Origin of the sequence: Tamlana flava, assembly GCF_041287255.1 — a bacterium.
Taxonomy (GTDB): Bacteria; Bacteroidota; Bacteroidia; order Flavobacteriales; family Flavobacteriaceae; genus Tamlana; species Tamlana flava.
Map to the genome: position 1 here is coordinate 163,226 of NZ_JBGGTX010000002.1, position 20,284 is coordinate 183,509.

The following is a 20,284-nucleotide window of genomic DNA, read 5'->3' on the forward strand; positions in this document are numbered from 1 at the left end:
ATATTAAGAAATGAACATTCCAGACAATCACATTAATTATGTTGAGTTCAAAGCCCATGACTTAGAGAAAACAAAACGTTTTTACACCTCATGCTTCGGTTGGACTTTTACTGATTATGGACCAACTTACGTAGCGTTTTCGGAAAGTGGCCTTGAAGGTGGGTTTGAAAAAACAGACAGTAAAATTATAAATGGTGCATTAATTGTACTATACCATAAAAATCTTGACACCGTGAAACAAAGTATACTCAAAGCAAAAGGAACAATCTCAAAAGACATTTTTTCTTTTCCTGGTGGGCAAAGATTTCACTTTTTAGACCCCTCGGGCAATGAACTTGCCGTGTGGTCTGACCAATAAAAATTCAAATGAAAAAAATTAATGAAAAAGATGAAAAAAATTAACTTCAAAATGAAGGACTTGGGAAGCTCAAAGATTATTTTTATCATGCTTCTTTTTATTTCATTATACAAGAAAACATATGCTCAGTCATGGCCTTCAGAAGCCCACGACCCATCCAGTATTGTAAAATGTGGTGACCGATATTGGTACTTTTCAACTGGAGACGCTTTTAGTGAAACTGCAATGTTTGCAAAATATTCCTATGACATGGTTACATGGCAGGATGGCCCGCCACCTTTCACACCAACAGATTTCCCCGAATGGATTAATGATTATGTACATGGAGCAACTGACTCGAATGGTCAGCCTGTTTTTAATGGTTACTTTTGGGCTCCAGATATTATTTACATGAACAATCAATATTATTTATACTATTCTTGTTCAGAGTGGGGTACCATGACCTCTACCATAGGCTGCGTTACCAATAAATCATTGAACCCCGAAGACCCAGATTATAATTGGGTAGATGTAGGTTTTTTAGGGCTGTATTCCTATCAACCTGGTATAGCCTTAAATGTAATCGACCCAGCCCTTTCTCGTGGTAATGATGGAAAAATATGGATGACATACGGGTCTTTTAATGAAAGGGGCATGGTTGTTACTGAGATTGATTCAATATCAGGAAAGCCTAAAACATATGCTGGGAATATTCCAGGTAAAACTATAGCTAATTCGTGGACAGGGCCAAATAGCTGGGATTACGCTGAAGGTGAAGGTGCGTGTATGGTTTTCAGAAATGGGTATTATTATCTTTTTTATAACAAAGGGGGCTGTTGTAGGGGTGTTGACAGTGATTATTATGTTGTTATGGGTCGCTCCCAAGATCCAAAGGGACCATTTGTAGATAAAGAAGGAAAACAGATGAGAGTTTATGGCGCCGAAAGTGGTGGCACGGTTGTTTTACAACATGATGATAACCGCGGATTTGATGATCGCTATTTTGGGCCAGGCCATATTGGGGTATTCAATGAAAATGGAACAGATTATATAACTTTCCACTATTATCAACCTCCTTCAGGTTGGCCAGCTAGATTAGGCCTAGCTAAATTAGATTGGGGCTCCGACGGGTGGCCTTTCATATCTCTGGATTTTTTAGAAGAAGGATATTATACCCTTAAAAATGTGAATAGCAATAAATTTCTGGATGTTCAGAACCATAATGCCGTGAATGGTGCAACGCTTTATCAGTATTCAGAAAATCAAACAGAAGACGCCCAAAAGTGGTTATTTACACCCTTAGGAACTGGTGAATATACCATTCAGAGTTACGAAGACGAAAGCCTTTATGTTGAGGCAGCAGGAAACAATAATGAAGAATTACTGCTATTAACCAATCAATACACTGGTGCTATCAATCAAAAGTTTAGAGTGGTACAATCGCCCAATGGTCAAATTTTAATCTACCCCTCCATTCAGAATAACCTTTTTGAAATACCATTTGCTTATACTTTTGATTATCAGGTTAAACTATGGCCCAATACAAACCACCCATGCCAAAGGTGGATTGCAACTAAATTTGAACCGTCATTAAGCGTATCAAGGAACGACAAATTCAACGTTATAATGTCTCCAAATCCTGCTTTAGATTACATCCATATTAAAGGCGATAATATTTATGGCGTAGAAATTTATAATGACTTAGGACAAAAAATTGTCTCATCCAATATCAAAAACGCTTCTAAAGATTATACAATTGAGATAAACACACTTAGTTCAGGAATTTATACAGTTAAAATTTTTGGAGAAAACAGTTTAGCTTTTAAAAAGCTAATAAAAAAGTAAGTTTAACAGACTGATTTAAGTACAAAAAGATTCATCGGCTTAAAACTTCAAATAAAAAAGGCTTGCCCATATGGGCAAGCCTTTTTATTCAAATCCCTAAAGTTGTGACTCCACCAGGATTCGAACCTGGATCTAAAGTTTAGGAAACTTTTGTTCTATCCCTTGAACTATGGAGCCAAAAAATCCTCAATTAAAAATTGCGTTTCAAGCGATAAATATAATGGGTTTTATAAAAATACCGTCAAATTTATTATTTAAAATCGGCATGCAAATTGTTGCGTTTTAATTAAAAAAGGACAGTACTTTTAATTCATGGAATAATTAGTTTCTATTAAAAAATAGTTATTACCATAATTAAGTTTAACTTTCATAAATGAAAAGCCATTAAAAATTCATGAAAAAATTACGTCTATTTTTTATCACTCTAATAGCGTTATACCTCATACTGCTTATTCCATTCACTAAAGACAACAATGAAATTTATAATGCTTCAAAAACTCCTTTCAATTGGAATCAAGACGCATTATGGGTTTCGTTAGAAAAGTCATTTCAAAGAGCCAAAGAAATGCAATCGTTTAAACTGGATTCTTTAGTTGAAAAACTAACCATTGAGACTGATGTGTTTTTTAGTGACCTTGAAAACACGGTTCACAACCCTGATGACACAATTTACGGTTTGATTGAAAAATCATTTTTTAAAATAGCTCCGCTAATTGCTGCACAAAAAATTAAATCTGATTGGTATTTAAAATTCTACAATCGGATTCGGAAAAAGTTAAAGGAAGATTCAAAACATTGGGATATGAGCTCTCCCATTGCACGAAATACATCTTACCGAATACTTTATGGTATGAGAGCTGCCACTGAAGAGATATTGTTGCAAACCAATGATAACGAATTTATTTCTAAATCATTGGTTACAGACGAACCTTCTATAACGCCATTTGTAAACGTTTTTGGAATTAAAGTGCATTCTGGCGATTTATTGGTAAGCAGAGGTGGTGCTGAAGTTTCTGCTTTTATTTCGAGAGGCAACGATTATCCAGGCAATTTTTCACACGTGGCCCTAATCCATATTGATAAAGAGACAAATGCCCCTTATTTTGTTGAAGCACATATTGAAAGAGGTGTTGCCATATCTAATTTAAATGAATATTTAAAAGACAAAAAGTTAAGGTTTATGGTGTTAAGGCCGAGATTTGATTTACAAGAAATAACATCTAACCCCTCACTTCCCTACGAAGCCTCAAAATTTATTTTTGATGAATGCCAAACAAGGCATATCTCTTATGATTTTAAAATGGACTATCATGATGATTCTGCCATGTTTTGTTCTGAAGTAGGTTCATACGCCTATAAACATTATGGTATTAATTTATGGGAATTTCAATCTACAATCTCCTCAAACGGAATCATTAATTGGTTGCATGATTTTGGTGTTAATTACTTTTTAACACAAATGCCTTCCGATTTAGAGTATGATCCTGCACTTAGCGTCGTGGGCGAGTGGAGAAATAAAGAAACGCTTTTTCAAGACCATATTGACAATGCCGTTATGGATGCACTAATAGGAGAAGCGAATAATGGCAAAAAACTTGATTATAATCTTTGGGCATTGCCCATAGCAAGACTTGTTAAAGGTTATTGTTTCATTCAAAATACATTTGGTATAGAATCTATCATACCTGAAGGAATGGATGCCGTTACCGCATTAAAAAACAACTACTTTGTTGAACAATTCCAAAACCTAAAATTTAAAACGATTAAGAAGGTAGAGCAATTTAAGAAAGAAAGAGGCTATTTGCCTCCGTATTGGCAACTTGTACGTATGGCTGAAGAATCCATTTAAGTTTAAATTAGGTATAAAAAAGCCATCAAAATTGATGGCTTTCTAATTTTTATTCTTTCACTGGGCTAGAACCTAGGGCCCTTTAATTAATAATAAACGTTTATTAATCTAATATTCCTCCTCCAAAACTTAAAGTAATGGAATGAAAATTACCCGTAACATCTGTGAGGATTTTTCTTGAATTATAGTTAACAATATTATACTTGTATCTGATACCAAAATAATTTTTCCTGTTATAGTAAAATCTGTACATCAGACCAATATTTATGTTCGATGAAAAAATATTTGTAGATTCTTCTATTGTTACGCGATCATCACCAAATAATAAGGTTTCCAAAAAAGTTGGATCACGATATTCACCGGGCACAATTTCAAACATATCCAGACCAATGCCTCCAAGTAAAAGGATTTGGTTTTTATTATGTGTCCAAATATCCCTTAGAATATCAATCCCAACATAACCTCCCAAATAATGATTGGTCATAGTTCCATCTGCAAGTTGATATTCCATTTTTGTATTAGTAAAACGAACATCAAATGTAAGATCGTAAGTCATTTGTTTGTGGATAAGACCAACCGAACCACCAAAGGTAGGTTTTACCCCAATAAGATTAGCATTCTTGGTTGGTATAAATGTACCTATCGCTAAGTCCCAGTGAACCTTTGTCCTTTTTATAGAGTCATTAAAGGGCTCAAGTTCTTGCGCTTTTACTTCAAAATCTTCGTTGTTAGTAAGTTTTTCCTTTGAAAAAAACTGAGCAAATCCCATCAAAGGAATAAGGGTGATAATGATTAAATATTTCAGATTTTTCATGACTAATATTTTTATCCCATTCATTGGAGGATATAATTAGCAAATCAAACTAATCATAAATCCGCGCCCAAGCAATGATATATATCATCTTGAATCTGCCTTTCAAATTATTGGTAACCTTCCAAGTTTATATACGAACTCAAATTACGATGATAAAATAGCTATACTTGGTTTATTATTTCCTGAACAACTGCTTCTGGGAAAAAACAAATGTCGAACCATAAAACAGAATATAGTAATAGAGCTTCTTTGTAGAGTAATTGCGGATTTCCAAGGATTAGACAAAAAAAGCCATCAATAATGATGGCTTGTCCAATCTAGCTCCTCAGGTTGGGCTCGAACCAACGACCCTCTGATTAACAGTCAGATGCTCTAACCAACTGAGCTACTGAGGAAGATATCTTTTCGCTTTTGCGAGCGCAAATATATATATATTTTTAGTTAACGCAATAGGTTTTTTAAAAAAATTTAATTGAAAATGGCTTTATAAATATCGTTGCCATTTGCAAAAAGCACCAAGGCTATTAAAATGAAAAAACCAACCATTTGCGCATATTCCATAAATTTATCGCCCGGTTTTCTGCCAGAAACCATTTCATAGAGTAAAAACATAACGTGGCCTCCATCTAATGCCGGAATGGGCAATAAGTTTAATACGCCTAGCATGATGGATAAGAAAGCCGTTATGGTCCAAAATACTTGCCAGCTCCAGAAACTTGGGAAAATATCATAAATGGCCTTAAACCCACCAACTCCTCTATAAGCCCCTGTACTTGGCGTAAAAATTGCAGCCAATTGGTCCCAGTATGAAGAAAGTCTTTCTTTGGTCTTTTTAAGGCCAACAGGAAATGATTCGAAAAAACCATATTCTTTGGTTACATAATCATAATAACCCAAAGCCTCTAAAGTTTCTGAGGTGGAAGCTGCGGCATATACAAGACCCAACTTACCCTCCTCATTTATTTTAAGTGGCAAATTAATATTTTGATTATCTCTTTTCACAGTTGCCGTTACCTCTTGGCCTTTTAAGCCATCTAAAGCTTCTTTAACCTCGTCAATGTATTTGGTTTCATGGTTGTTTACAGCTAAAAGAATGTCACCTTTTTTAAATCCGCTAGCCTTGTTATATGAAGTATCCGGCACTTCCATAATAATGAATGGTTGCCTTAAATTGATGAACCCTCTTTCCTTTGAATCCATTAATTGAGCGAGAAAATCCTCGGGCATGGTTATGGTAGACTTGACCCCGTCTCGTTCAATTAAAACCTGACTTCCAAACAATACTTTTTCAGAAATCTGGGAAAAGGTTTCGATTTTTTCGCCATCAACAGCTAAAATCTTATCTCCCGTTTGCAATCCTGCTTTGTTGGCTACGGTACTTTCAATGGCTAAACCGTCCTTTATATTTTCAACTGGCAAAACACGCTCTCCGTAATAATAGCTCATGCCAATATATATCAAAATTGCTAGCAAAAAGTTAACCGTTACACCACCAAGCATGATAATTAATCGCTGCCATGCTGGCTTAGAACGAAATTCCCATGGCTGCGGTTCTTGGGCCATTTGTTCGGTGTCCATGCTTTCGTCAATCATCCCAGAAATCTTCACGTAACCTCCCAATGGCAACCAACCTATTCCATATACCGTTTCACCAATTTTCTTTTTAAACAAAGAAAACTTTATATCAAAAAACAGATAAAATTTTTCCACTCTAGTTTTAAACGCCTTTGCGGGAAGAAAATGTCCGAGCTCGTGCAAGATTATAAGCAGTGAAAGGCTCAACAAAAATTGGGATATTTTTATAACAAACTCCATAAATCTTGTAACAATTTTTTATAATCGCACAAAAGTAAGGTTTTAGATTCAGTTAGAAAACATATATAATCTATTGCCTAGTTTTTTAACACGCTTTTATTAATTGTGCCCTGGTTTGTGTATAATTTGACAAAAAGAACGCCCGACGAAAATAAAGATGTTTTGATACTTGGAGACCAATTGGATTGATATAGCAGTTGCCCAAGTGCGTTAAACACTTTAATTTCTGTAATATTTAAACTTTCAGGTTTTTCTATAGTTATATCCTCAGAAGTTGGGTTTGGATAGAGCGACAACTGTGACTTTAAATCTGGTTGATTTACACCCAAGATTACCGTATTATTTTTTGAAATAAGATCTGAATCAGGGTCAAATTCAACAGATGCTACGGTAAAATTAACTGCATTGAAAAAATCTTCGTCATTCGCTGTATTATTTAGTATTATATCCAAAGTTTCACCCAATGTTCCTTTTAGCCTTAAGGGTATTGGAGCTTCAAAATATGATACAGAAGCATCACTTTGGGTTTGAGAAATATTAATTTGAACTTGGTTTGTTGATGGCTGGCTCCAATGAATTGTATAAGTTGGATATCCTTGATTATAGAGCCAATCGTTGAAAAATTCATTTAAATTTTCACCGGAAACAGTTTCCATGATTGCAATAAAATCTTCCGTTTTTGCGTAACCGTATGCATGATTTACATCCACCAAATAATCTTTCATGCCTTGAAAAAAAACTGCATCACCTAGCTTTTTCCTTATCATATGTAACACCATGGCACCCTTGTTGTAGCTTAATCGACTATTAAAAATTCGGCCCACACTGGTTGTGTCAGCATCTGAAAGATATACCGCCCCATTTGGTGCAGATGTAATGGAGCTGTTAAGCTGTTGTTTCCAAGAACTAAATGCCGTATTTCCATCCAGGTTTTCTATCGTTAAACCTGCTAAATAGGTCGCAAAACCTTCGTTTAGCCAAATATCTTTCCAACTTCCGCAGGTAATTTTGTTGCCAAACCATTGATGTGCCAATTCGTGCGCAATTAAACCCCGACTAAAGTTTCCCATAAACGATACTGTGGTATGTTCCATGCCACCGCCCCAGCCAAATTGTGCATGCCCGTATTTTTCATTGGCAAAAGGATACTCTTCAAATAAATTGGCAAACAAATCCATGATATCTACCGTTATGGCCGTACTGGATTGAGCTGAAGCCAAATTTTCTGGATAAACATAGTTTACAATATCAAAAGGATTTCCGTTGTTTGGAACTGTATGCAAATACACCTCATAATTTGTTACTGCTATGGCAACTAAATAAGCCGGAATGGGGTAACGGTGCTTAAAATGTGTTGTTTTATTGGCTCCATTGGTAATTTGGCTTTGTTCCAAACCGTTGGAAACGGCAATATATTCTTCATTTGAAGGATTCAATTTTGGTGTTGTAATAAATACATCTATAGAATCTGCTTTATCAATTAAATCCTGTTTGCACGGCCACCAACCTTTTGCTCCATAGGGCTCAGACAAGGTCCAAATAACGGGATCGCCCGCATGTTGATTTTGCTCGAAAGAACCAAAGCCGGAACTCACAGGGTTTCCAGAATAACTTATGGTCAGCGAATCCAAAACGGCTGCATTTTGTAAAACTGGTAATGTAACCACTAACTCATCATTGGCGTTCTGTATAAAACTAAGCGAACTGCCACGTTGCATGACTTCTGAAACCGCCATGTTACTCGCTAAATCAAAAGTGATTTCGCTTAAATTTTCTTTGGCCACAAAATAGGATGTAACAGAACCCGATATAAAGGCCACTGAAGGGTCAATGGTAAATTCTAACCTATGATACTTCAAATCGTAACTTCCCGTATTTTCATTGGCCTTATAAAGCATTTTTTTTAATGCAGATTTTGCCTCAGCCTCCCTAATTGAGTTAAGCGAGCTTTTATAGTCTTGGGAAAAACCAAACGCCATAACAAGACATAAAAGCAATAGCACTTTTCTTTTCATCTCTCTTAGTAATTTTCTTTTTATGTACCTAAAATTACAATTTATTCCTGATATGAATTGTATTTTTGCAACTAGTACAAAAAGCTCAAGTTCACAGAAATGCTAAATTTTTTTAAAGACTATAAAATCTTCGGAATTGTTTTCCTAATTATATCGGTAATCATTGTTACCATCATTTATAATACGCTAAATGTATACCAGCCTCTACCTATTTATCAACCTGCTATGGTGAGTACTGACCTTGTTGACAGTACCCTTCAATACCAAAAAAAGTATCATAAAATTACTGATTTTAGCCTTGTGAACCAAAACGGGAAAACTGTAACCCAAGACGATTACAAAGATAAAATTTACGTTGCCGATTTCTTTTTCACAACTTGCCAAACCATCTGCCCCATTATGACAGATCACATGGTTGACATTCAAAACGAAATTTTGAATGACGACGACGTTATGCTGCTCTCACATTCTGTTACTCCAGAAATTGACACTGTTGCCCAACTTAAAAGATATGCTTTAAAAAAGGGAGTGAATGACAAAAAGTGGAATTTGGTTACGGGCGATAAAAAACAAATTTACGATCTTGCCCGAAAAAGCTATTTGGCTGTGAAAGACAATCCGTATGCTAGTCCTTTTGACATGATACACACCGAAAACTTCATGCTTATTGACAAAAAACGCCAAATTAGGGGGTTTTACGATGGCACGAACAAGGAAGATATTGACCGCTTATTAAAAGACATTGAGATTTTAAAAGAGGAATACGCCAAATAGTTTATATCAAACAATTTTTTTAGCCTAAAATTTTACCTTACTTTTGCTTCTTTAAAATCAATCTAAATAAGCTTGCAAGATACATTAGCAAATTTAAAACGTGGCGAACGTGCCATAATAAAGGATGTTTCGTCCGTTCACATTCCATTAAAATTGTTGGAAATGGGTTGTTTGCCTGGTAATTCTGTAGAGCTTGTTCAGTTGGCTCCTTTTCAAGACCCAATGTACCTCAACATCAATGGATCGCATCTTGCCATTAGAAAAGAAACAGCAATTCATATTCTAATTGAAAAAGCAGTGCATGAGTAAACAGATAAATGTTGCGTTAATTGGTAACCCCAATACCGGAAAAACCTCAGTGTTTAATGCCCTAACAGGATTGAACCAAAAAGTAGGTAATTATCCAGGCATAACCGTTGAAAAAAAAGAGGGGATTTGTAAACTTCCTCGGGGTGTTAAAGCGCACATTATCGATCTACCCGGCACGTATAGTTTAAACGCATCGTCGCTTGATGAAAATGTGGTGATTGAACTGCTTTTAAATAAAAATAATAAAGATTTCCCCGATGTGGCCGTTGTGGTTAGCGACGTTGAAAATTTAAAGCGAAACCTATTACTTTTCACCCAAATTAAAGACCTTGAAATACCGTCAATTCTTGTCATCAACATGGCAGACCGTATGTCTTACAAGGGTATTTCATTGGACATAAAATACTTAGAAGAACAGCTTAAAACCAAAATCGCCTTAGTAAGTACCAGAAAAAAAGAGGGTATTGATGACTTGAAAAACCTTATTGCGAACTACAAGGATATTTCTGTTTCTCCTTGTTTGAATGCTTCTGAAGTTGATAAAGACTATTTTGAAAATCTTCAAAAGGCCTTTCCAAACCAATTGCTCTACAAACTTTGGCTGGTTATTACCCAAGATGTTAACTTCGGAAAAACGGACAGAAATGAAATTGACGCTGTAGCCAATTTTAAAACAAAAAGTAAATCGGACTTAAAGCGGTTGCAGCAAAAAGAAACCATTAGGCGCTATCAGTTTATAAATGATGTGCTTAGAGTTGGCCAAACCATTGATGTTTCACAAGCTAAAGATTTGCGTACTAAACTCGATAGAATCCTAACCCATAAAATTTGGGGCTATGCCATTTTCTTTATCATTTTATTGACCATCTTTCAAGCCATTTACGACTGGTCCAGCGTGCCCATGGACTTTATTGATAGTGCCTTTGCATCACTCAGCGAATGGGCAAAAGAACAATTGCCTGAAGGTGCATTCAGTAATTTATTGGCCGAAGGTATTATACCTGGATTGGGAGGCATCGTCATTTTTATTCCACAGATTGCATTTTTATTTCTGTTTATTTCCGTTTTGGAAGAAAGTGGGTATATGAGCCGTGTGGTTTTTTTAATGGACCGCATTATGCGTCGCTTCGGGTTAAGCGGAAAAAGTGTTGTGCCTTTAATTTCGGGTACTGCCTGCGCCATTCCGGCCATAATGGCCACCAGAAATATTGAAAGTTGGAAAGAACGATTAATCACTATTTTGGTAACACCTTTTACAACCTGTTCCGCCAGACTGCCCGTTTATTTAATCATCATTGCTTTGGTCATCCCCGAAGGAAGAATTTTTGGTTTAGGCTACCAAGCGTTAACGCTTATGCTTTTGTACCTCATTGGTTTTGGGGCCGCCATACTTTCGGCAAAAATTTTGAACAAGGTTTTAAAAATAAGAAGCAAAACGTTTTTTGTGGTAGAAATGCCCAATTATAAATTACCACTATTCAAAAATGTGGTATTGACGGTTATTGAAAAAACCAAATCGTTTGTTTTTGGGGCAGGAAAAATTATATTGGCTATCTCCATTATTCTATGGTTTTTGGCATCTTACGGTCCTGGCGAACAATTTAATAATGCAGAGAAAATTATAAGGACTGAATACGCTTCTGAAAATTTAAGCCAAGCCGAATTGGACCAAAAAATTGCGTCGCACAAGCTTGAGCATTCCTTTATCGGGATTACTGGAAGAGCCATTGAGCCTGTTATTAGGCCACTGGGTTATGATTGGAAAATTGGCATTGCCATTGTAAGCAGTTTTGCAGCCCGAGAAGTTTTTGTTGGAACCCTTGCCACAATTTACAGTGTTGGAAATGACGATGAGGCCACCATAAAAAACCGAATGGCCGCAGAGGTAAACCCAATTTTAGGTGGGCCATTATTTAATTTTGCCTCTGGCATATCCTTATTGCTTTTTTATGCTTTTGCCATGCAATGTATGAGTACGCTTGCCATTGTAAAAAGAGAAACCAATAGTTGGAAATGGCCAATTTTGCAGCTTTTTGTCATGAGTGGCATTGCATACGTAACCGCTTTAATCGCTTTTCAGTTTTTGAAATGAAAATGAATTGAATCCGACTTAAAAACACATGAACACCATTGTACAATACATACTCGTATTTTCGGCTCTCGTTTTGGCTATTGCGTTTTTAGTGAAAAAATTCTTCTTTAAAAAGTCCAAATCGAAAAAAGCCTGCGGTGGAAGTGATGATTGTGGTTGTCATTAGTTTAAAATAGTAATTCTTAAGTTTTCCCCTTTTTATCACCAGTATACTGGTGGCCAAATTAAAAATATGCTTTGTAACACTTATTTCAAGTAAAGACATGAACGCCTTTTTTAATGGTATTAAACGATTAAATCCATCACAACCCCATATGTTTTCTTAAACAACACTTTTTAAATTTAAATATACCTTAAATAATTTTTAGTCTTGTCTAAATTTATATTTATATTTGCAAAAATATAAATTGATGAAGCATTTAGTTTTTGTTCTCGCCCTGTTTTCATTATCCATTAATGCTCAAAAAATTACTGGCATGGTTACATCTTCAAATGAATCGTTGCCTTACGTAAATGTCTATTTGGAAAACACTTCAAAAGGAACATCATCAAACGAAATGGGAGGGTACACAATAACTGATGTGCCTTATGGAAACCATACAATTGTAGCCTCATTTACAGGCTATAAAAAAGTAAAAAAACAGATTACAATAAATAATGAAAAGACCTTAGTCGTCAATTTTGATTTAGAGGATTCTGAATTATTAAACGAAGTCATCATTACAGGCACCTTAAAGTCGGTCTCACGCCTTGAAAGCCCAGTTCCTGTAGAGGTCTATTCACCAACCTTTTTCAAGAAGAATCCAACACCCAACATTTTTGAGGCTCTTCAAAATGTAAACGGTGTAAGGCCCCAACTTAATTGTAATGTTTGCAATACGGGAGACATCCATATAAATGGGCTTGAAGGACCCTATACTTTGGTTTTAATTGACGGCATGCCTATTGTAAGCGGGCTCTCTACAGTTTACGGATTATCGGGCATACCTAATTCTTTAATCGAACAAGTTGAGGTAGTTAAAGGCCCTGCTTCATCACTTTATGGCAGTGAAGCTGTTGGTGGCTTAATAAATATTACCACCAAACAATTTTTTAAAGCGCCTACTTTTTTTGCCGACGGATTTGTGAGCGGTTGGGGTGAGGGAAATTTGGATTTAGGCTTTAAAAGCAATATTAGTAATAAAGCAAATGTTTTAGTTGGAGTCAACTACTTTAATTATTCAAATCCAATTGACAACAACAATGACAACTTTACCGACGTAACTCTACAAGACCGCATTTCAATTTTCCAAAAGTGGAGTTTTATAAGAAAAAATAGCAAAATTTTCTCATTGGCGGGGCGGTACTTTTATGAAGATAGATGGGGTGGAGAAATGCAATGGAACAAAAATTATAGGGGTGGCAATGAAGTTTATGGTGAAAGTATATACACCTCTCGTTATGAACTTATTGGCAATTATGAATTACCCATATCTGAAAAGGTGAATTTTCAATTTTCATATTCTAATCATGACCAAAACTCGGTTTATGGAGATATGCCTTATCTGGCAAAACAGCAAATTGCTTTTGGGCAGTTCATTTGGGACAAGCAATTGCGTGCCCACGATTTACTTTTTGGCTTAGCCGGCCGATACAATTTTTATGACGATAATACTCCTGCCACAGAAAATGCCGACGAGGTTGCCATCCCATCAATTTTTGCACAAGATGAAATTAGGATTGACGAAAAACAACACTTGCTTTTAGGTGCACGTTACGATTATGATAAAAGACATGCCTCAATTTTCACGCCGCGAATAGCCTATAGATTCAAACCATCAAAAAATGATATTATTAGGCTAAATGCAGGAACAGGATTTAGAGTTGTAAACCTTTTTACCGAGGAACATGCTGCATTAACAGGTGCTAGAGATGTAATAATTCAGAATGAGCTTAAACCAGAACAGTCTTATAACATTACATTAAACTATTTAAAGAAGGTGCTTTCAAAATCAGGTCATCATTATACATTTGATGCCTCATTATGGTATACCCATTTTACAAATGCCATCATTCCAGATTATGATACCAACCCGAACCAAATTATTTATGACAATTTGAAAGGAACATCTACATCCAAAGGCTTAAGCTTTAATATCGACGCCATTTTTGATCCAAACCTTAAAGCTTCTTTAGGTGCAACTTTTCAGGATGTATCTCAAAAAGAAAACGGAGTTAAAACCAGACAAATATTAACTGAACGCTTTACTGGGGTTTGGTCAGTCTCATATAAAAATTACCCCTCAAAGTTATCAATTGATTATACAGGAAATATTTACGGCCCCATGCGATTACCAACATTGGGTGATTTAGACCCCCGAAGCAACTATGCGCCAACATGGAGCATTCAAAATATTCAATTTACCTATAACGGAATTAAAAACTTTGAACTTTATGGCGGTGTAAAAAACTTGCTAAACTGGACACCGAATAAAGGAAATCCCTTCATTATTGCGCGCTCAGAAGACCCTTTTGATAAAAATGTTGCATTAGATAACCAAGGAAACGTTATTGCAACCGATGAAAACCCTTATGCACTGACTTTTGATCCATCTTATGTTTATGCCCCAAACCAAGGCAGACGCCTATTTCTTGGTTTGAGATATACGGTTAATTAAGCTGCAAGTAGCCTCCAAATTTGAGCCACTAAAAAGGTTACGATAAACCCTAAAATAACTGGCATTATTGACGCTACCACAGTCCATTTTGCACTTTTGGTTTCTTTATAAATGGTATAAATGGTTGTACTACATGGGTTATGGAGCAAACTAAAAAGCATCAAGTTAATGGCCGTTAGAAGCGTCCATCCTCCTGCCCGCAAAATATCCCCTGTGGCATTCATAGAATCCAGCTCAAACATAACACCAGCACCTTCACCGCCACCAATGCCTGTAACCAAAACGGTGAGCATTAAAACCGTTGGGATTACAATTTCGTTGGCTGGTATGGCCACTATGTAAGCCAATAAAATCACTCCGTTCAACCCTAAAAGAAATCCAAAACCGTCCATTCCATGTATGGCCCATGCGGCAATACTTTCATCACCTAAATGAATATTTGAAATCAACCAAATAACTGCTCCCGCAGGTGCAGCAAACACTATAGCCCGCCATAAAACGATTAAGGTTCTGTCAATCAATGAAGTGTAAAGTGTTTTCCAAAATCGAGGTGGTCTGTACGGTGGCAATTCCAAATTAAAGGTGGACACTTCACCTTTTAAAACCGTTTTTGATAATGCCCACGACACACCAAACATAAACGCCATACCCAAAACCGCAATACCTATTACCGCCAATAAGGATACTAAACTTGAAAATGATTTAGGCACTATTGCGCCAATAAAGATGGTTGCTATAAGTATTTGTGTCGGCCAGCGTCCATTACACAATGAAAAATTATTGGTAATGATGGCTATTAAACGCTCTCTCGGGCTATCAATAATTCTGGTTGCCACAACACCAGCCGCATTACAACCAAAACCCATACTCATAGTTAACGCTTGTTTACCATGCGCACCTGATTTTTTGAACAAAGAATCGAGATTAAACGCCACACGAGGTAAATAACCAAAATCTTCAAGCAAGGTAAACATAGGAAAAAATATGGCCATTGGTGGTAGCATGACCGCAATAACCCAAGCCACTGCCAGATAAACGCCATCTATTAGAAACCCGTCAAGCCACCAGGGCATCCCGACACTGGCTGCCCCACTTTTTAATGCTGGGTGAATGGTGTCGAGCAATAAATTGGCCAACATAGAGGACGGGTAGTTTGCACCAACAATGGTCAACCAAAGTACCACCCCTAGTATTAAAAACATGATAGGAAATCCAAAGATTTTGCTGGTTACTATTTTATCGATTTTTGCATCCAAGCGGAAGCGTTTTTCCGAATCATTTGTCGTAACTGTATCTTTAACGATATCAGCTGCATCGGCGTAAATACTCTCGGTTAAATTATCATGAAACTCATCGCCAATTTGCCAGCGCAATTCGTTGGAAAGTTCAATGATATTATCAATATTATTCTCCTTCATTTGTTTCAAATATTATACTAGTTCACCCGTCCTCAATGCATTAATAATTTGCTTGTCGCCTTCCAATAATCTGAAAGCAATCCAACGGCTATTAGGAATATCGGGAAACTCCTTTTCTATTTCAGCGGATAAAGTTTTAACTGCCTTCTCAATGTTTTCGGGAACATTTTTTATACGATGTGGCTTGCAAACAATATCGCCACTTGCCACTTCACTAATTGTTTGTATTAACTCTGGAATGCCTTGATTAAATCTGGCACTTGTTGGTACAACGGGAATGCCCAAATCGCGTGACAAGGTTCGAACATCTATAGATATGTTATTGCGTTTTGCTTCGTCCATTAAGTTTAAACACAAAACCACTTTATTGGTGATTTCTAAAATCTGAAGAACTAAATTTAGGTTACGCTCCAAACGGTTGGCATCAGCAACAATTACCGTTACATCTGGTTTTCCGAAAAGGATGAAATCCCTAGCTGCTGCTTCGTCTTCCGATGTTGAAAGCAACGAGTAAGTACCTGGTAAATCAACCAATTTATATTTTTTGGTATTATACTCAAAACCTCCTTCGGCCCTTGTAACCGTTTTTCCAGGCCAGTTTCCAGTATGTTGGCGCAAACCCGTTAAAGAATTAAAAACAGTACTTTTTCCTGTATTTGGGTTACCGGCCAACGCCACAACAAAATCAAAATTAGTAGTATGGATGCCCAATTTCTTTAAGCCATCAGCATTAAAATGTTCGCATGTTTCGCAAGCACTCTTAACTTTATTTTCCATAGCTTAATGTTTTTTAATTAAAATTTTTGCCGCTTGGTCTTTGCGCAATGCAATGGATGTTCCTTTAATTAAATAGGCGTGCGGCTCTCCCAATGGATTTATTAAATCGATGCTAACATCAGAACCCTTTACAAATCCTAAGTCTAACAGACGTCTTCTACTTTCACCTCTACTTTCCCTTGATATTCCAATAATTTTAGCGGTTTCGTCTTCATTCAAGCTCGACAGTCTGGCTATATTTTCTTCTACAACAACTTCTTTTTCAAGTGGTGCCACGGTTAAATTTGCAGCCACAATAGGTGCCAAAACAAACTCTTCGCCTTCCGACTGAAACACAATTCGGGTAGCATTATTTTCAACTACCTTCAAAAAAGACCCAATATGGATTCTTTCCGCCAAAATCTGTTTATAAATAATTTCAGGTTCGTCTTCAATATGGGTAATCCTTCCCACTGAGCCAACTGGCAGCAATGGCAACTCAACACCCTTTATCTGTGCTATTTTACCAGTTTTTGTCGGGATGGGGTCACCATGCGGGTCGAACTTTGGATTTCCCAGATGCAAAGCCAATTCTTCAGCTTCATCATGGCTTAAACGGTGCTCCATAGATTCGGCCCTGTCGTGCCATTCCGTTTTATGAAAACCTGTTTTATCAGCTAAATAGCGTTCCCAAAGTCGGTGCACCCTCACTATTCGCAAAGCATAATTACGACCAGCTTCGGTAAGTTTTAAGACATCAGATTCTGAGTAAATCAAATCATTCACCGTCATTTGTTTAATGGCTTCAACAATACTTTGGTTGTTGAAATCCAAAACCTGAACCAAGGTTTTCATATCTATCTTGTTTCCTGAATTTTCAAAATGATAGATTTGCTTTAAAATATCTTCTATAATGATTTTTTTGTTGCTCTTAAAATTTTTCTTGAGAATCCAAAACCATCCTTTTACTGGCCGAAAAAGTATGTATAACAACAATGCACCAATAAAGAATATAATTAAAGCGGTTATGGGATTATAGCTATCCATGTTACAGACTTATATATAAATTTTGGGCCACTTCGTTTGAAATGATCATCTTTTGCGTTTTCGTTTCTATGGTCAATGAATTATCAAAAGGTTCAAAGTCTAGAACCTTAATCGTATCTCCCAAAGCCAAATTGTTCTTGTTTAAATACTTCAGAAAAACATCGGACGAATCTTTTACAAATGCTAAAATACCCTCTTTTCCGGTATCTAAATCCAGAATATTGACGCTATTTATTGGCGAATAGTTTCCATCTTTATCAGGTATAGGATCGCCATGTGGGTCGTGTGTAGGATAACCTAAAAATGCGTCCAATTCGTTGACCAATTTTAACGACTTAATATGTTCTAACTGTTCGGCTACCTCATGAACCTCATCCCAAGAAAAGTTGAGTTTTTCAACTAAAAACAGTTCCCAAAGACGGTGTTTTCTGATAACCAAAGCTGCAGCTAAACGACCTTCATTTGTTAAAGTAACCCCTTGGTACTTTATATAGTTGGCCAAGTTTTTTTCGGCCAATTTTTTAACCATATCAGTAACTGATGAAGCCTTGGTTTCCATTTTTTCAGCAATGGCATTTGTGCTCACCGCAATGGTGCCTTGCTTACCTAAATGGTAGATCGTTTTTAAATAATTTTCTTCTGAACGTGTTACCATACAAGAGTTTTATTAGACAAAGATACAAAGAATTTACTTTAAGGTAAATATATTTTTAGTCTTGTCTAAAAACGATTTCATGAAAAACGCTCTTTAATAACTTCCAATTCAAGAATTGAATCACAAAATAAACCTTACATTAGCCATATGGCGCAACACAACCAACTTGGTAAAAAAGGCGAACAATTGGCCGCGGATTTTTTGTTAAAAAACGGTTATGATATTACTGAACGCAATTACCGTTTTGATAAAGCTGAAGTGGACATTATTGCCCAAAAAGGCGATATTTTAGCGGTTATTGAAGTAAAAACACGCTCTAGGGCTGATTTTGGAAACCCACAAGATTTTGTAAAAACCAAGCAAATTCAACGGTTGGTAAAAGCTGTAGATGAATACGTTACCGTTAACGGATTGGATGTTGAAGTACGGTTTGATATTATTGCTATTGTAAAAGAGGATAAGCAATTTATCATCGAGCATTTAGAAAATGCTTTTTATCATTATTAATTCCCATAAAGGCAGGACTGTTAGGTTAATCCACGCTTTCAAAAAAGTCCTTTAAAGCTTCAAGGTTTATAGGCTTATCAACTATTTCCTTTTTCTTATTTAAAATAAAATAAGTTGGTGTTGCAGTTACGCCATAGCTATCGCCAATTTCATTGTCCCATTTGCCTTCGCCATAAACATGAATAAAATTGGGTAATTTTAATATGGTCTTTTCCCATTTAGAGCGGTCTGCTTTATCTTCCAAACCAATGGCGATAACTTTCACTTGCCCAGGCTCTAGCGCCTTTACAAACTCAAACAATTCCGGAATTTCAGCCATGCAATGCGAGCAGGTACTGCTCCAAAAAACCAGAATATAGTTTTTGGCCAGTTTTAAATCGCTCATTTTTTTGGCTACTAAATTGCCGTTTTCTTTCACCTTTACGTCAAAATCTGGTGCTTCACTTCCTATTGAGGTGTCTTTATACAATATTAACGTATGTACAAGATCTTGGTCGTTTAATTCAATGGCAATGTCCATTAAATAATTATCTGAAATATAGTTTGCCACCGAATCATGGCCCAAATCCGCCATTTGTTGCCAAAGATCAACCAATAGTATACGCTTTACTTTTGGTGGCGCAACCTTCATTTTATCCCATACAACATCAATGTTAGTTCGATAATTTTCGGCATCATTTTTTGTTTGATCGGTTGTTCCAAAAACATAATTAAGCATTCGTTCTTGCAAAAAGCTGGAACTCTGAAGTGTTTTATTCGTGAAATCCACATGGTCGAAATAATGATATTCCAATTGCTTAATGTAGGTTTCAACATTTAATGCTTTATTGGGAATAAAGGGCTTATTGGCTTTAATAAATTCTAAAGCTATGGTTCCTTTAGCAGCCTTTTCAAAATTTAATTGGGCTTCTCTCTGGGTTTTAAAAATAGCCTTGAGAGCCATCGTATCTTTACTTTTCTGACTGAAATAATTAGCTATACTTTGCGTGACTTTTGACATGCTGTTGGTGTAGGAAGCCACTAGTTTATTTTCAACCGATTTTACAAAATTAACTCCTGTTTCAGAATTGAAATTGACCTCGATATCCTCTTTTCCGTTATAAATAATATCAAAATTATAATCCTCTTGGGGAATGGCGTAAACCAAGCGATAAATACCATTGGTTGCAGTTGAGTCCAGTTTGAACGCAAAACTACCGTCCTCCTTTATTTCGGCATTGGAAATATACTTTGAAACCGTTGGGGTTGCTTTATACAAAAGTGCTACATCATAATCCCCGGGAGGAGAAAATACACCTTTAATGGTGTGTTGCCCTAAAAGGATGCTGGGTAATAAAAACGTTAAAAAAAGTATGTGTTTCAATATTTTAAAGTCGTTTTGTTTGTTGAAACAA

Annotated in this window: 15 protein-coding genes, 2 tRNA genes and 1 pseudogene; 9 read left to right on the plus strand and 9 right to left on the minus strand. The window is 36.3% G+C overall.

The window, feature by feature from the left end; translation table 11 throughout:
- The first annotated feature begins 10 nt into the window (after window positions 1-10).
- The gene (locus ACB104_RS05305; protein ID WP_370477245.1) at window positions 11-358 is read left to right on the plus strand and encodes a VOC family protein; all 348 of its coding nucleotides are present in this window, start codon (window positions 11-13) and stop codon (window positions 356-358) included.
- 30 nt (window positions 359-388) lie between these two features.
- On the plus strand, window positions 389-2,182 hold the full coding sequence (locus ACB104_RS05310) for a family 43 glycosylhydrolase (RefSeq protein WP_370477246.1): 1,794 nt from the start codon (window positions 389-391) through the stop codon (window positions 2,180-2,182).
- A gap of 105 nt (window positions 2,183-2,287) precedes the next feature.
- Here ACB104_RS05310 and ACB104_RS05315 read toward each other — a convergent pair.
- Window positions 2,288-2,359: transfer RNA gene (locus ACB104_RS05315), tRNA-Arg, on the minus strand.
- Between the two features lie 217 nt (window positions 2,360-2,576).
- On the opposite strand from ACB104_RS05315, the gene ACB104_RS05320 reads away from it, so the two are divergent.
- On the plus strand, window positions 2,577-4,031 hold the full coding sequence (locus ACB104_RS05320) for a YiiX/YebB-like N1pC/P60 family cysteine hydrolase (protein ID WP_370477247.1): 1,455 nt from the start codon (window positions 2,577-2,579) through the stop codon (window positions 4,029-4,031).
- A gap of 103 nt (window positions 4,032-4,134) precedes the next feature.
- Here the strand turns inward: ACB104_RS05320 and ACB104_RS05325 are convergent, their stop codons facing one another.
- From ACB104_RS05325 to ACB104_RS05340, 4 genes are all read right to left on the minus strand, one after another.
- A complete protein-coding gene (locus ACB104_RS05325) occupies window positions 4,135-4,845 on the minus strand; it encodes a hypothetical protein (RefSeq protein WP_370477248.1) in 711 nt (236 codons plus the stop codon).
- Between the two features lie 321 nt (window positions 4,846-5,166).
- Window positions 5,167-5,240, minus strand: a tRNA-Asn gene (locus ACB104_RS05330).
- A gap of 73 nt (window positions 5,241-5,313) precedes the next feature.
- The gene (gene rseP, locus ACB104_RS05335; protein ID WP_370477249.1) at window positions 5,314-6,660 is read right to left on the minus strand and encodes an RIP metalloprotease RseP; all 1,347 of its coding nucleotides are present in this window, start codon (window positions 6,658-6,660) and stop codon (window positions 5,314-5,316) included.
- Between the two features lie 77 nt (window positions 6,661-6,737).
- The gene (locus tag ACB104_RS05340) at window positions 6,738-8,675 is read right to left on the minus strand and encodes a M1 family metallopeptidase (protein ID WP_370477250.1); all 1,938 of its coding nucleotides are present in this window, start codon (window positions 8,673-8,675) and stop codon (window positions 6,738-6,740) included.
- Window positions 8,676-8,774: 99 nt separating this feature from the next.
- Here ACB104_RS05340 and ACB104_RS05345 point away from each other — a divergent pair, with 99 nt between their 5' ends.
- The 5 genes from ACB104_RS05345 (at window position 8,775) to ACB104_RS05365 (ending at window position 14,507) form a co-directional block, all read left to right on the plus strand.
- A complete protein-coding gene (locus tag ACB104_RS05345; RefSeq protein WP_370477251.1) occupies window positions 8,775-9,449 on the plus strand; it encodes an SCO family protein in 675 nt (224 codons plus the stop codon).
- Window positions 9,450-9,521: 72 nt separating this feature from the next.
- Window positions 9,522-9,758 carry a FeoA family protein gene (locus ACB104_RS05350; protein ID WP_370477252.1) on the plus strand — a complete coding sequence of 79 codons (237 nt, stop codon included), beginning with the start codon at window positions 9,522-9,524 and terminating at the stop codon, window positions 9,756-9,758.
- Entirely contained in the window at window positions 9,751-11,850 is a 2,100-nt protein-coding gene (gene feoB / locus ACB104_RS05355) for a ferrous iron transport protein B (protein WP_370477253.1), read from the plus strand. Before ACB104_RS05350 ends, feoB (ACB104_RS05355) begins: the two co-directional genes overlap by 8 nt.
- Before the next feature lie 28 nt (window positions 11,851-11,878).
- Window positions 11,879-12,016 (plus strand): FeoB-associated Cys-rich membrane protein, encoded by a 138-nt coding sequence (locus ACB104_RS05360; protein ID WP_370477254.1) that lies wholly within the window; start codon window positions 11,879-11,881, stop codon window positions 12,014-12,016.
- Window positions 12,017-12,260: 244 nt separating this feature from the next.
- A complete protein-coding gene (locus ACB104_RS05365; RefSeq protein ID WP_370477255.1) occupies window positions 12,261-14,507 on the plus strand; it encodes a TonB-dependent receptor in 2,247 nt (748 codons plus the stop codon).
- Here the strand turns inward: ACB104_RS05365 and feoB (ACB104_RS05370) are convergent.
- The 3 genes and pseudogenes from feoB (ACB104_RS05370) to ACB104_RS05380 all read right to left on the minus strand — a co-directional run bounded on the left by feoB (ACB104_RS05370) (window position 14,504) and on the right by ACB104_RS05380 (window position 18,383).
- Window positions 14,504-16,702 (minus strand): annotated as a pseudogene (feoB, locus tag ACB104_RS05370) (ferrous iron transport protein B). The gene ACB104_RS05365 and the pseudogene feoB (ACB104_RS05370) overlap by 4 nt on opposite strands.
- A 3-nt stretch (window positions 16,703-16,705) precedes the next feature.
- Window positions 16,706-17,728: a metal-dependent transcriptional regulator gene (locus tag ACB104_RS05375; RefSeq protein ID WP_370477256.1), complete on the minus strand. Its 1,023-nt coding sequence runs from the start codon at window positions 17,726-17,728 to the stop codon at window positions 16,706-16,708.
- Between the two features lies 1 nt (window position 17,729).
- Window positions 17,730-18,383: a metal-dependent transcriptional regulator gene (locus tag ACB104_RS05380; protein WP_370477257.1), complete on the minus strand. Its 654-nt coding sequence runs from the start codon at window positions 18,381-18,383 to the stop codon at window positions 17,730-17,732.
- Window positions 18,384-18,530: 147 nt separating this feature from the next.
- Between ACB104_RS05380 and ACB104_RS05385 the strand changes: the two genes are divergently transcribed.
- Window positions 18,531-18,890, plus strand: a complete 360-nt coding sequence (locus ACB104_RS05385) for a YraN family protein (RefSeq protein WP_370477258.1) — start codon at window positions 18,531-18,533, stop codon at window positions 18,888-18,890.
- Between the two features lie 25 nt (window positions 18,891-18,915).
- On the opposite strand, the gene ACB104_RS05390 is transcribed toward ACB104_RS05385, so the two are convergent.
- On the minus strand, window positions 18,916-20,253 hold the full coding sequence (locus ACB104_RS05390; RefSeq protein WP_370477259.1) for a TlpA family protein disulfide reductase: 1,338 nt from the start codon (window positions 20,251-20,253) through the stop codon (window positions 18,916-18,918).
- Window positions 20,254-20,284: the final 31 nt, after the last annotated feature.